The sequence below is a fragment of the Acidovorax sp. Q11 genome (assembly GCF_054950075.1).
Genome location: NZ_JBUDZG010000015.1, coordinates 68,212 through 80,165 on the forward strand (window position 1 = coordinate 68,212; position 11,954 = coordinate 80,165).

11 protein-coding genes are annotated in these 11,954 nt (G+C 54.2%); all 11 read left to right on the top strand.

Translation table 11 applies throughout. The annotated features are described in order from the left end of the window. The first annotated feature begins 100 nt into the window (after window positions 1-100). Window positions 101-1,180 carry a pilus assembly protein PilM gene (locus ACYZGB_RS13540; RefSeq protein WP_063459786.1) on the top strand — a complete coding sequence of 360 codons (1,080 nt, stop codon included), beginning with the start codon at window positions 101-103 and terminating at the stop codon, window positions 1,178-1,180. Next, window positions 1,177-1,797 carry a PilN domain-containing protein gene (locus ACYZGB_RS13545; RefSeq protein WP_462388926.1) on the top strand — a complete coding sequence of 207 codons (621 nt, stop codon included), beginning with the start codon at window positions 1,177-1,179 and terminating at the stop codon, window positions 1,795-1,797. The genes ACYZGB_RS13540 and ACYZGB_RS13545 overlap by 4 nt, the downstream gene beginning before the upstream one ends. 1 nt (window position 1,798) lies before the next feature. Beyond that, a complete protein-coding gene (locus tag ACYZGB_RS13550; RefSeq protein ID WP_462388927.1) occupies window positions 1,799-2,461 on the top strand; it encodes a type IV pilus inner membrane component PilO in 663 nt (220 codons plus the stop codon). Then, complete coding sequence (locus ACYZGB_RS13555; RefSeq protein WP_462388928.1) at window positions 2,458-3,003, top strand: pilus assembly protein PilP; 546 nt, start codon at window positions 2,458-2,460, stop codon at window positions 3,001-3,003. The genes ACYZGB_RS13550 and ACYZGB_RS13555 overlap by 4 nt, the downstream gene beginning before the upstream one ends. Then, window positions 3,000-5,141, top strand: coding sequence for a type IV pilus secretin PilQ (gene pilQ, locus ACYZGB_RS13560; RefSeq protein ID WP_462388930.1), 2,142 nt, complete (start codon window positions 3,000-3,002; stop codon window positions 5,139-5,141). Before ACYZGB_RS13555 ends, pilQ begins: the two co-directional genes overlap by 4 nt. Before the next feature lie 21 nt (window positions 5,142-5,162). Further along, complete coding sequence (locus ACYZGB_RS13565; protein WP_462388931.1) at window positions 5,163-6,668, top strand: putative Ig domain-containing protein; 1,506 nt, start codon at window positions 5,163-5,165, stop codon at window positions 6,666-6,668. A 429-nt stretch (window positions 6,669-7,097) separates the two neighbouring features. Beyond that, window positions 7,098-8,204, top strand: a complete 1,107-nt coding sequence (gene aroB, locus ACYZGB_RS13570) for a 3-dehydroquinate synthase (protein WP_462388932.1) — start codon at window positions 7,098-7,100, stop codon at window positions 8,202-8,204. Window positions 8,205-8,278: 74 nt separating this feature from the next. Continuing rightward, window positions 8,279-9,451, top strand: a complete 1,173-nt coding sequence (locus ACYZGB_RS13575) for a deoxyguanosinetriphosphate triphosphohydrolase (RefSeq protein ID WP_462388985.1) — start codon at window positions 8,279-8,281, stop codon at window positions 9,449-9,451. A 74-nt stretch (window positions 9,452-9,525) separates the two neighbouring features. Continuing rightward, complete coding sequence (locus ACYZGB_RS13580; protein ID WP_462388986.1) at window positions 9,526-10,155, top strand: DUF1415 domain-containing protein; 630 nt, start codon at window positions 9,526-9,528, stop codon at window positions 10,153-10,155. Next, a complete protein-coding gene (locus ACYZGB_RS13585; protein WP_462388934.1) occupies window positions 10,152-11,096 on the top strand; it encodes a class I SAM-dependent methyltransferase in 945 nt (314 codons plus the stop codon). The genes ACYZGB_RS13580 and ACYZGB_RS13585 overlap by 4 nt, the downstream gene beginning before the upstream one ends. A 99-nt stretch (window positions 11,097-11,195) precedes the next feature. After that, window positions 11,196-11,900, top strand: a complete 705-nt coding sequence (locus ACYZGB_RS13590; RefSeq protein WP_462388935.1) for a transposase — start codon at window positions 11,196-11,198, stop codon at window positions 11,898-11,900. The last annotated feature ends 54 nt before the right edge of the window (window positions 11,901-11,954 follow it).

Sequence of the window (11,954 nt, forward strand, 5' to 3'; positions counted from 1 at the left end):
CAACGGGAAAAATCTTTGCTGGAGAACTATCTTACTGATAGCATTCATGTGAAGTGTTAAGTTTTGTTGCCTCATTTTGGCAAGTTACAGGGGACCAATCTTGATCTCAATGGGGTCTTTGTTCAGTCGCCAGTCTGCTCCGCTGCTGGGAATCGACATCAGTTCCTCCAGTGTCAAGCTGGTGGAGTTGGGGCGTGATAAGGCAGGCGGTCTGGTTCTGGAGCGTTGCGCCATCGAGCCGCTGGAGCGCGGCTGGATCACGGACGGCAACATCGAAAAATTCGACGAGGTCGCGGACGCTCTGCGCCGACTCGTGAAGAAGAGCGGAACGAGGACAAAAAATGTCGCTCTTGCGTTGCCACCCTCTGCTGTCATTACCAAAAAGATCACCCTCCCGGGTGGTATGACGGAGCAGGAGCTTGAGGTCCAGGTCGAGTCCGAAGCCAATCAATACATTCCTTTCTCGCTCGACGAGGTAAGTCTGGATTTTTGCGTGATCGGGCCCAGCAAGAATGCGCCCGGTGATGTGGATGTGCTCATCGCCGCCTCACGGCGCGAAAAAGTCCAGGACAGACAAGGCTTGGCAGAGGCTGCAGGCTTGAAGCCTGTGGTGGTTGATATCGAATCCCATGCATCGCGCTTGGCGGCGGGACGTTTGATTGAGGCGCTCCCCAACAAAGGCGTTGATGCCATGGTGGCCTTGTTCGAGGTGGGTGCGCTTACCACCAGCATGCAGGTCATTCGAAACGAAGAAGTCCTGTATGACCGTGACCAGGCGTTTGGTGGCGCTCAACTGACGCAATTGATCGTGCGTCAATATGGCTTTTCGGTGGAAGAGGCAGAAGGCAAAAAACGCAACGGCGATCTTCCTGAAGACTACCAGGCTGCAGTTCTTCGTCCTTTCGTCGATAGCATGGCCCAAGAAATTGGCCGTGCATTGCAGTTCTTCTTCACCAGCACGCCACACAACCGTGTTGATCACATCATGCTTGCGGGGGGGTCGGCGCCTTTGCCAGGCCTCACCGAGGCCGTTACTCAGCAGACGGGGTTTGCCTGCAGCGCGGTCAATCCATTTGACGGGATGGAGATTGGAAGTTCCGTCCGGCTCAAAAAGATGGTGCGCGAAGCGCCATCCTATTTGACCTCTTGCGGCCTGGCTATGCGGAGGTTCTTGCAGTGATTCTGATTAACTTACTCCCTCACCGAGAGGAGGCGCGGAAGCGTCGCAAGGAGGCTTTTCAGGCCACCATGTTTGCGTCGTTCCTCCTTGGTTTGGTGATAGCTGGTGCCATCTATTGGTGGTTTCAGATGATGATCACCGATCAGCAGGCCAAGAACAATTTCCTGCAACAGGAAATTAAAGTGCTCGAAGAGCAGATCAAAGAAATCGCGTCCATCGAAGATGAGATTGCTGCTCTGCGCGCACGCCAGAAGGCTGTCGAAGATCTTCAATCTGACCGAAATCTTCCAGTCCATCTTTTGACGGAGCTGGTCAAGCAGCTGCCAGATGGGGTGTATATCACTGCGATTGGTCAAACCGGACAAACGATCACCATGCAAGGCATGGCCCAATCGAATGAGCGAGTTTCTGAGTTGCTGCGTAACTTGTCCGCTAACACCCCGTGGCTAGACAAGCCCGAGTTGAGTGAAATTACAGCCAGTACGGTTTCTTTGAGTCAACGGGATCAGCGTAGAGTGTCCTCGTTTAATCTGAAATTCCAGCTGGTGCGTGCAAGTGAAGCCCAGAAGACGATGGCGGCGGCCAGTGCTGCTGCATCAGCATCGGGAGGCAAGTGACATGGCTAATAAAAAGGAAAAATCTATTAGCTTTGCCGAACAGATGGATGTAGTTCAACGGCAATTCAAGAATCTGGACACCAAAGATCCATCGCTATGGCCAGTTTTTCCCAAGGCGCTGCTGTGTCTTTTTATCGCAGGAGCTGTAGCCACGGTTTCGTGGTTCGCATTTTTGAAGGACTATGAGGCAGAGCTGGAGGGTGAGCGAAGTAAAGAGGTTGCCCTGCGGGCCGACTACCAGAAAAAGCTGGTCAAGGCCGTGAGTTTGGATGCGTTGAAAAAGCAAAGGGAGCAGATTCAGCAGTATGTTATTCAGCTCGAGAAGCAGCTGCCTAGTAAAGCTGAGATGGCTGCTCTTTTGTCTGATATCAACCAGGCAGGGCTTGGGCGGAGTCTGCAGTTTGAACTCTTCAAGCCTGGGCAGGTAGTCGTCAAAGATTATTATGCAGAGCTTCCTATATCTATTCGAGTGACAGGGAAATATCATGATTTAGGTGCTTTCGCGTCGGATGTCGCCCATCTTTCGCGCATTGTGACACTGAATAATATATCAATCATGCCTGGCGCTCGCGATGGGTTGATTATGGATGCGACTGCACGTACTTTCAGATATTTAGATCCTGAGGAAATACAGGCGCAGAAAAAGGCTGGAGGTGCTAAATGAGGGGAGCAGTAAAGGGTGCGCTAATTCTCTTCTCAACTTTTTCTCTTGCAGGATGTTTGCCATCAGGAGAGGATGAGCTACGCCTTTGGATTGCTGATCAGAGAGCTAATACGAGGCCTAACGTAACTCCATTGACGGAGCCGAAAAAATTTATTCCAGAGTCATATTCTCAGGCTGGAGCGCTTGAACCTTTCAATCAAGTGAAGCTCACCCAGGCATTACGGCGAGATTCTGCGCAGATTGCCTCTAATGCGGCATTGATTGCCCCGGAGATGACGCGACGCAAAGAGCCTCTTGAGGCGTTTCCATTGGACGCGATGGCAATGGTTGGGAGTCTGAATAAAACGGGAACGCCTACCGCGTTATTGAAGGTTGATAATCTAATTTACCAAGTGAAGGTCGGGAATTATTTGGGTCAAAATTATGGGAAGATCATTGGGGTAACGGAGACTTCAATTCAATTGCGCGAAATCGCGCAGGATGCAACTGGAGACTGGATAGAGCGCCCAGTGTCGCTAGATCTGCAAGAGGGTAAAAAATGAAACATCATAGTGGCTCCTTTGTGAGTTTTTGCCGTAATGCTGCTGTAGGCGTTTCTATTGCAGTTGTTTCTTTGGGGGTGGCGGCCCAGGGAGCTATCAGTGCGATTGCTGCAAGTATTCAGGGCGGTGTTGAGGTACTGAAAATAGATTTTGATGGGCCTCTTGCTTCAACTCCGACTGGTTTTTCTACGCAATCGCCAGCGCGCGTTGCTCTTGATTTTCAAGGTGTGGGAAACGCCTCTGGAAAGTCAGTCTATGAAGTAAATTTAGGTAATTTGAAGTCAGTCAATGTGGTTCAGGCAGGAGAGCGGTCTCGCGTTGTCTTGAATCTGAAATCAGCAACCTCTTATCGAACTGATATTCAAGGTAGAACATTAATATTGTCGCTTGATCCTGTTGCAGGAGCGACTTCAAATCCCGCATCCTCTGTTGTGCATTTTTCGGATGGCCAAAACAGTGATGTTTTGCCATTGAAAGATGTCGATTTTCGCCGTGGCACGGATGGTTCCGGACGAGTTGTTGTTAACTTGACAAGCAGCCAGGTGGGGGTTGATCTCCAGCAACAAGCGAAAGGTATCGTAGTTGAGTTCATGCGCTCTTCACTACCTGAGGGCCTTAGGCGGCGCCTTGATGTTACGGATTTTGGAACTCCCGTGCAAACTGTAACGACGACTCAGGTGGGTGAGCGTGTGCGTATGCTGATTGAGTCTGCGGGTGATTGGGAGCACAGTGCTTATCAAAGCGACAGTCAATTCGTTGTGGAAATTCGGCAGAAAAAGATCGATCTGAGTAAGCTTACTCAAGGTCCCGGGTATTCTGGAGAAAAGCTTTCACTCAATTTTCAGAATATTGAAGTCAGATCGCTGCTTCAGGTAATTGCTGATTTCACAAACTTTAATATCGTAACTTCTGATACCGTAACGGGGGCCCTTACGCTGAGGCTCAAAGATGTGCCTTGGGATCAAGCACTCCAAATTATCATGGATGCAAAAGGCCTCGGCATGAAGAAGACAGGATCCGTTCTTTGGATTGCTCCGAAGGATGAGATCGATGCACGTACGAAAAAAGATTTTGAAGCGGCTCTGGCAATACAGAAATTGGAACCGCTGAAAACTCAAGCCTATCAACTAAACTATGCCAAGGCTGGGGATATCCTTCTTCAGCTAACGACCTCTGCAACTGGTGGCGGTGGCGGCGGCGGGGGGGGGCGTTTCTTGTCGGAGCGGGGCAGTGCAATATCAGAGCCGCGGACCAACCAGTTGTTTGTGACGGACACGTCGAGCAAGTTGGAAGAGGTTCGGCTTTTGCTCGCTAGTCTAGATGTGGCTGTTCGGCAAGTTCTGATTGAGGCGCGTATTGTCGAGGCGCGAGATTCTTTTGGTCGCTCATTGGGAGTGCGTCTTGGCGGAACGGATCTGAGGGCTAACCGGGGGGGGGATGGGGGCTACAGTATTGGTGGAAACAATCGAGTAGCGTTTGGCTCTTCGTACAGTGACGCAGTTGCCTCGAGTGGCGCCGGAGGGTCTACTAATACAAACGGGAATTTTGTAAATCTTCCTGCTAGTCTTTCTAGCGTGAGTGGTGTTGGGAGTTTTGCACTTTCGATATTTAATTCGGCCGCCAATCGATTTCTCACGCTTGAGTTGTCTGCTATGGAGGCAGATGGTAAAGGGAGAATAGTATCAAGTCCAAGAATTATTACTGCCGACCAAACGAAAGCTTTAATTGAACAAGGCACTGAGTATCCGTACTCAGTAACTGCCCCCAATGGTGCAACCACTTTGGCATTCAAGAAAGCCGTTCTAAAATTAGAGGTTACTCCGCAGATAACTCCAGAAGGAAATATTATTTTAGATCTGGATGTGAACAAGGATAGTCGCGGTGAAACGACAACTCAGGGTGTGGCAATTGACACAAAACATGTTAAAACTCAAATCCTTATCGAGAATGGCGGGACGGTTGTGATTGGTGGGATTTTTGAAATGGAAGAAACTAATCAAGAGAATAAAATTCCTTTGATCGGGGATGTGCCAGTTGTTGGTAACTTGTTCAAGAATAGAACTAAAGAATCAACTAAGCGGGAGATGTTAGTTTTTATTACCCCTAAGGTAATATCGGATCGTGTTTCTGCACGTTGAATGAATTGAGGATGTAATCAAATGCGTAAATTTCTTAAAGCTTCAATCCTTGCCATGATAGGAGTTCTTGCAGCGTGTGGTGGCGGTGGTGGTAGTTCTGGTAGCACCAATGAACCATACAGCATTTCGTTGCGTTCTACGAAAAGCCAGTTGCCTCTCAATGTTGGAAATCAACCGGCAGTAATTGGCGCATTTGGTGCATACACTACGACACTCTATGTTGATGCCCGAAAGGGGGCTAGCCCGATTCCTGGGGGGGAAGATGTTTTTGGCTGCAATTTAACGGCAGGGCTCGACTCGGGCGCGCTTTACTACTTGGATGGAAAATCAGAGCATCAAGATGAAAATAAAAATCCGCTTGCCTATCGATCTGTGACACTGGGTGCAAATGCCGGTGGGGCTTCGTTTCATTTTCATGCGGGAAATCAAATCGGCACTGCTCGAGTGACATGTTCTGTCACGGATCCGCGTGATGGACAAGTGCGCACCGCAAGCGTTGATATCGCCGTAGGTGGTGGGGGCGGTGGAAAACCGGCCAGCGTCCGGGCCACGGCTCAGGTGCCCGGATTCTTAGGGTCTCGAGATAATACTGGTAATTTGCGCAATAGCGTTGGTATCCAGGCTTTTTTGATGGATGATGCAAATCAGCCGGTGTCCAATCCTTCCGCTTCCAATTTGCAAGTGAGTATTCGCCCATTTGGCGCCTATGCGGGTGCTAAGCTGATATCTGGCAATCAGTCGGGTAGTGTTTTGCAAGTTGGCACATTGGGCGGAGTTGGGACCTTTTCTCTGTCCAGTGGGGCGGCAAGCGGTGTTATTCTTTTGGAATTGACTACAGATCGTTTTGATAACAATGTCACTAATGGTATTCAAGACGCTGTTTCCTCGCTGGTTGCGGTCAGCGTTCTGGACGGTGTAGCGACAACTCCACTTACGTTTACTGCAACGGCTTTGACGGTGCCTAATACCCTCCCGTTTGCGACTGTATTGCAAGCGACCGGTGGAATCGCGCCTTACAGCTGGTCGTTGGTCGGTACACTGCCACCTGGCTTGACGCTAAATAGTTCAGGAGTTATCAGTGGCACTCCTTTGGCCGCACCAGGTGTTTACACAGTTGTCGCGACTGTTACGGATGCGATAGGGAGCCAAGTATCGCGCACTGTGACATTGACTGTTACGGGGGCTTTGCCGCTGGATCCATTCGTGTTTACCATCAATGGATGCTCTGCAAACGTAAATACTGCTTGTGTGCTTCCAAATGCTATCAAGGGCAGTTCATATCTCTATGCATTCTCTGGTAGCGGGGGTGATCTTACACAAGCCATTACTTGGGACTTCCAGCTTTTGCCAGCTTGGCTTACATCGGCTACTACTGGTAATACGGGCTTTGTCAATGGAACGCCTCCGGCGTGTGGAGTGAATGCATTCCTGGTTACGGCTAAACGTGGTACCAGTGTAGTAACACGTCAGGTATCGATTGAAGTCGTTGGTGATGCCACTGCGGTCCCTCCAGTTACTTGCCCTTGATTCGGGGCCTCAGACAGTCCGGGTATTCTATTTTTGATGCGCGGACTGTCTGAGAAGGTGTTTTATGTAGATATGAAATAGAGAGGCGTTAGGCAGCTCCTTTTCAATATGGTGATGTTGTCTTATTTTTTAGATTTTGATTGTGCCCTGTGTAGTGCTCGCTTTCGATCTACGTGTGGTATTTTTTGGTTTCTAGAGTCGTTAAATAACTGCGCTAAAATTTCTGAAAATTAATTCTTGCGAGTGCGGTGTATTCGAGCTGATTGGATTCGGTGTAGTCGTCTTTTTTTTGACACGGGTCTGTGATGCTTGAGAAATTCAATTTTTCCAATTCGCTAGATCTGTGCGCAGGTTGATTTTTCGACCTTTTGGGCAAGAATTTGTAAGGTTTTGTATGCATGATTTTTTGTGTATGAGAGTGCATGCGCAATGTTGAAGGTTGGTTTTGCGCAGGTTGCGATTGATTTGGGTGGTCGTAGTTACAATATTGCGATTGGCGACGGCTCGTCCTTCGCTGAAGTCACTTATTCGGATTTGAATTTCTCGGGGGCGGCAATTGTTGTATCCAACACAACGGTCGCCCCTCTTTATGCGCAACAACTATGTAGTGTCTTACAGAGAAAATTTTCTGTAGTGCATCAAGTACTGCTTCCTGATGGTGAAGAGCACAAAAATTGGCAGGTGTTGCAGTTAATTTTCGATAGTCTTTTGACCAATAAGTGTGACCGGAAAACTGTACTTTTTGCTCTGGGTGGGGGGGTGATCGGGGATATGACAGGTTTTGCTGCTGCAAGTTATATGCGCGGCGTACCCTTTGTACAAGTACCAACGACGCTCTTGGCGCAAGTAGACTCTTCTGTCGGGGGGAAAACGGCCATAAATCATCCTCTCGGGAAGAACATGATCGGAGCGTTTTACCAGCCACAGCTAGTGGTGTGCGATCTCGCTGTGCTGGATACTTTGCCTTTACGAGAACTCAGCGCCGGATTGGCGGAAGTCATCAAATATGGGCCGATTGCCGATGTCGATTTTTTGGATTGGCTGGAGTCCTCTATCGAAGATTTGCTGGCCCGCGACCGTACTGCCTTGGCGCATGCAGTCCAACGCAGCTGCGAAATCAAAGCATGGGTCGTTAGCCAAGACGAAAAGGAAACCGGCCTGCGGGCCATCCTCAATTTCGGGCACACCTTTGGCCACGCGATCGAAGCGGGCATGGGGTATGGCGTCTGGTTGCATGGGGAGGGGGTGGCCGCTGGCATGGTGATGGCGGCCGAGTTGTCCCGCCGACTGGGGCTCGTGGACGCTGCGTTTGTGGAGCGGCTCACTGCGCTGATTGCGCGGGCGGGTTTGCCGACGAAGGGGCCTGTGCTGGATGAGGCGGACAACGCGGGCCGCTATCTGGAGTTGATGCGCATCGACAAGAAATCGGAAGGCGGGGAGATCCGGTTTGTGCTGATTGATGGGCCGGGCAAGGCTGTGGTGCGGGCTGCCCCCGATGCTTTGGTGCGAGAGGTCATTGACGCCTGTTGTGGTTGACGTGGGTAGTTTGCTATTTGCTATCTAATGTGTAGCTGGTAACGTATGTCCAAAGCGCGCAGGCCCCGATTTTGATTCAAAGTTCTGATCTTTTGCCTTGCGCTTCACTCCCCTCGCAGACACGGGGGAGGCGCTACCCGGAGCAGCCCGCCCCTACGCGCACCGAGTACCAGCGGGACCGTGATCGGATCGTGCATTCCACGGCATTTCGGCGCCTGGTTTACAAGACACAGGTGTTCCTCAACCACGAGGGGGATCTGTTTCGCACCCGGTTGACCCACTCGCTGGAGGTGGCGCAGCTCGGGCGGTCCATTGCGCGGTCGCTGCAGATCAATGAGGACCTGGTCGAGGCGATTTCGCTGGCCCACGATCTGGGTCACACGCCGTTTGGACATGCGGGGCAGGATGCGCTGCATGGCTGCATGTCCGGGTTTGGCGGTTTTGAGCACAACCTGCAAAGCCTGCGTGTGGTGGATCAACTGGAGGAGCGGTACCCCCAGTACGACGGCCTCAACCTCACCTTCGAGACGCGGGAGGGCATCCTCAAACATTGTTCGCGCCAGCATGCCGAACAGTTGGAGGCGGCCGAGCCCGGTGGTGTGGGCGGGCGGTTCCTGCGCCGGGAGCAACCAAGTCTGGAGGCCCAGTTGTGCAACCTGGCCGACGAGATTGCCTACAACGCGCACGATATTGACGATGGTGTGCGTTCAGGCCTGATCACTTTGGCGCAGTTGCGCGATGTTCCGCTGTTTGACGCGTACCGGGCTGCAGCGCTGGCCGAGCATCCGGATCTCGCGCAGCCATCGCTGCAAAGGCGACTGTTGTTCGAAGCGATCCGCCGCATGCTCAGTGCGCAGGTGTACGACGTGATTGATGCCACCCGGTTGGCCTTGCGTGAACATGCGCCCGCCAGTGCCGATGATGTCCGCCAGTGCCCTCCACTGGTTTTGTTCAGCGATGGCATGCGCGAGCGTTCCAAGGCGCTCAAGCAGTTCCTGTTCCGGCACCTGTATCGGCATCCACAGGTGATGGAGACCACGGGGCTGGCCCAGGACATTGTGCGAGACCTTTTTGCGGCCTATGTAGCCGCACCCCAGGAGATGAAGGCGGCGTTTGCGCAGCAGGCGCTGGCAGGGGATGCGGCGGTGCGCGCGCGTGCCGTGGCTGATTTCATCGCCGGGATGACGGACCGCTTTGCTGCGCGGGAGCATGAACGGTTGACGGGGCGGCGCCTGCTGGGCGGATGACGCTGCCGCCCGGCGCGGCGTGGCGAGGCGCCGGTAAAATCAGGCCTCTTTTTACTGTGCCTGCCAGCGCGCCTATGACATCCACTTCCTCCATCTTCCCGATGGGCGCGCTCGATCCCGCAGCCCCGTTCATCCATGACACCGTGCGCTGGCTGGAGAAGGCCGTGATCGGGCTGAACCTGTGCCCGTTCGCCAAGGGTGTGCATGTGAAGGGGCAGGTCCACTACGCCGTGGCACTGACCGACAATCCCGCTGCTGTGCTGGAGTTGTTGCGTGAAGAGCTTCTGGCCCTGCAGGGCATGCCCGCCGAAGTGCGTGATACGACGCTGCTGGTGCTGCCGCACTGTTTGCAGGATTTTCTGGTTTTCAATGATTTTCTTGGTGAGGCCGAGGATTTGCTGGACGCGCTGGGGTTGGACGGCACCCTGCAAATCGCCAGCTTTCACCCGCAGTTCCAGTTTGTGGGCACCGAGGTAGACGACGTTACCAATTGCACCAACCGTGCGCCTTATCCCACGCTGCATTTACTGCGTGAAGACAGCATCGACCGGGCCGTGGAGGTGTTCCCTGAGGCGGAAGCCATCTTTGAGCGGAACATGGAAGTGTTGGAGGGCTTGGGGATGGAGGGTTGGTTGGCGCTGGATGTGGGGCCGCACGCGGCGGGGCCTGGGGCGGTGCAGTCCGAGGGAGGGCGTGCGCAATGACGCAGAAGAAACCATCCCCCTCGCCGTGCGGAGCCGGTGGGGCGACCCGCAAGAAGGAATCTCAGGCCGATGCCCAGGCGGCAGAGATGTCCGAGCTGCGGCCCGGGCAGTCGATTGAGCTGCTCAAGGAGCTGCACATCCTCACGCGCGAAGGGCGGCTGAACCAGGATTCGCGGCGCAAGCTCAAGCAGGTGTACCACCTGTTCAACTTCATTGAGCCGCTGCTGTCGGAGCTTTCGGCCGACGGCAGCGGGCCGACCCTGGCAGACCATGGCGCGGGCAAGTCGTACCTGGGCTTCATTCTGTACGACCTGTATTTCAAGGCCCTGGGGCATGGCCATATCTATGGCGTCGAGACCCGGGCTGAGCTGGTCGAAAAATCTCGCCTGCTTGCCCAGCGGCTGGGTTTTGGCCGCATGTCCTTCCTCAACCTGTCGGTGGCCGAATCGTCGGCGGCCGACGAGTTGCCTGTGCAGATCGATGTGGTCACGGCCCTGCATGCCTGCGACACGGCCACCGACGATGCCATTGCCTTTGGCCTGCAAAAGAAAGCCCGCGCCATGGTGCTGGTGCCTTGCTGCCAGGCCGAGATGGCCGCCTGTCTGCGCCAGGGCAAGGCCTTGCAGCTGGCCCGCACGCCCTTGGCCGAGCTGTGGCGGCACCCGCTGCACACCCGTGAGCTGGGCAGCCAGGTGACCAATGTGCTGCGCTGCCTGTACCTGGAGGCCAGCGGTTACCAGGTGACGGTGACCGAGTTGGTGGGTTGGGAGCACAGCATGAAGAACGAACTCATCATCGCCCGCTACACCGGGCAGAAAAAGCGCAGCGCGGCTGAGCGCCTGCGCGCCATCCTGGTCGAGTTCGGGCTGGAGAACGCCTTGGGGCCCCGTTTTGGGTTGGCGGTGGCTGCCGACGTGACCGAGGCTGCTGCTGCGGGCTGATTGCGTCACCCGTGTCGCAGCGGCGCGGCAGCGTGCCGGAGGTTTTGAAATTGGGGACGGGTCTATGATGGCGCACATTGCCTTCATCGACCCTCACCCATGGCACGCCTTCCACGCCTTGCCCTGCCAGGCCACCTGCACCACGTGATCCAGCGTGGCAACAACCGCCAGCCCATATTTCAGGACGGCGAAGACTTCCACACCATGCTCGCCTTGCTGGCCGACAGCGCGCTCCAGCACGGGGTGGCTGTCCATGCCTATGTGCTCATGGACAACCACTTCCATTTGCTGGTCACCCCCTCGTTGGCTGAGGCGCTGCCCCAAATGATGCAGGCGGTGGGGCGGCGCTATGTGCAGTATTTCAACCGCCGCCATGCGCGCACCGGCACCTTGTGGGAAGGGCGCTACCGGTCCACCGTGCTGCAGCCCGATAAGTACCTGCTGCCCTGCATGGTGTACCTGGACCTCAATCCGGTGAGGGCGGGGCTGGTTGCGAATGCGGCGGACTACCTCTGGTCCAGCCACGCCCACTGGCGGGGTGTACGCAACGACCGCCTGCTCACGCCCCATGCCTTGTACTGGGCGCTGGGCAACACGCCGTTTGCCCGCGAGGCCGCCTATGCCGCATTGGTGCAGACGGGAATCGGGTCGCAGGAGCAGGCGGCTCTCACGGCTTCGGCCCTGAGCGGATGGGCCCTTGGCGACGCAGATTTCATCGAGGGGTTGCAAAAACAGACACCCCGCCGGGTGGTGGCGGGGCAGGCCGGACGGCCAAAGAGCGTGAAGAAATCAGAGGAAAAATAGGCTTCTTCGCGCTTCTGTATTGGCTTTATTGCTATTTAATTTGATATGTCCCTA

Bases quoted from the DNA above. Each gene is read 5' to 3' on its own strand.
- ACYZGB_RS13550 (WP_462388927.1), top strand. From the start codon at position 1,799: ATGGCTAATAAAAAGGAAAAATCTATTAGCTTTGCCGAACAGATGGAT.
- ACYZGB_RS13555 (WP_462388928.1), top strand. From the start codon at position 2,458: ATGAGGGGAGCAGTAAAGGGTGCGCTAATTCTCTTCTCAACTTTTTCT.
- pilQ (WP_462388930.1), top strand. From the start codon at position 3,000: ATGAAACATCATAGTGGCTCCTTTGTGAGTTTTTGCCGTAATGCTGCT.
- ACYZGB_RS13565 (WP_462388931.1), top strand. From the start codon at position 5,163: ATGCGTAAATTTCTTAAAGCTTCAATCCTTGCCATGATAGGAGTTCTT.
- aroB (WP_462388932.1), top strand. From the start codon at position 7,098: ATGTTGAAGGTTGGTTTTGCGCAGGTTGCGATTGATTTGGGTGGTCGT.
- ACYZGB_RS13580 (WP_462388986.1), top strand. From the start codon at position 9,526: ATGACATCCACTTCCTCCATCTTCCCGATGGGCGCGCTCGATCCCGCA.
- ACYZGB_RS13585 (WP_462388934.1), top strand. From the start codon at position 10,152: ATGACGCAGAAGAAACCATCCCCCTCGCCGTGCGGAGCCGGTGGGGCG.
- ACYZGB_RS13590 (WP_462388935.1), top strand. From the start codon at position 11,196: ATGGCACGCCTTCCACGCCTTGCCCTGCCAGGCCACCTGCACCACGTG.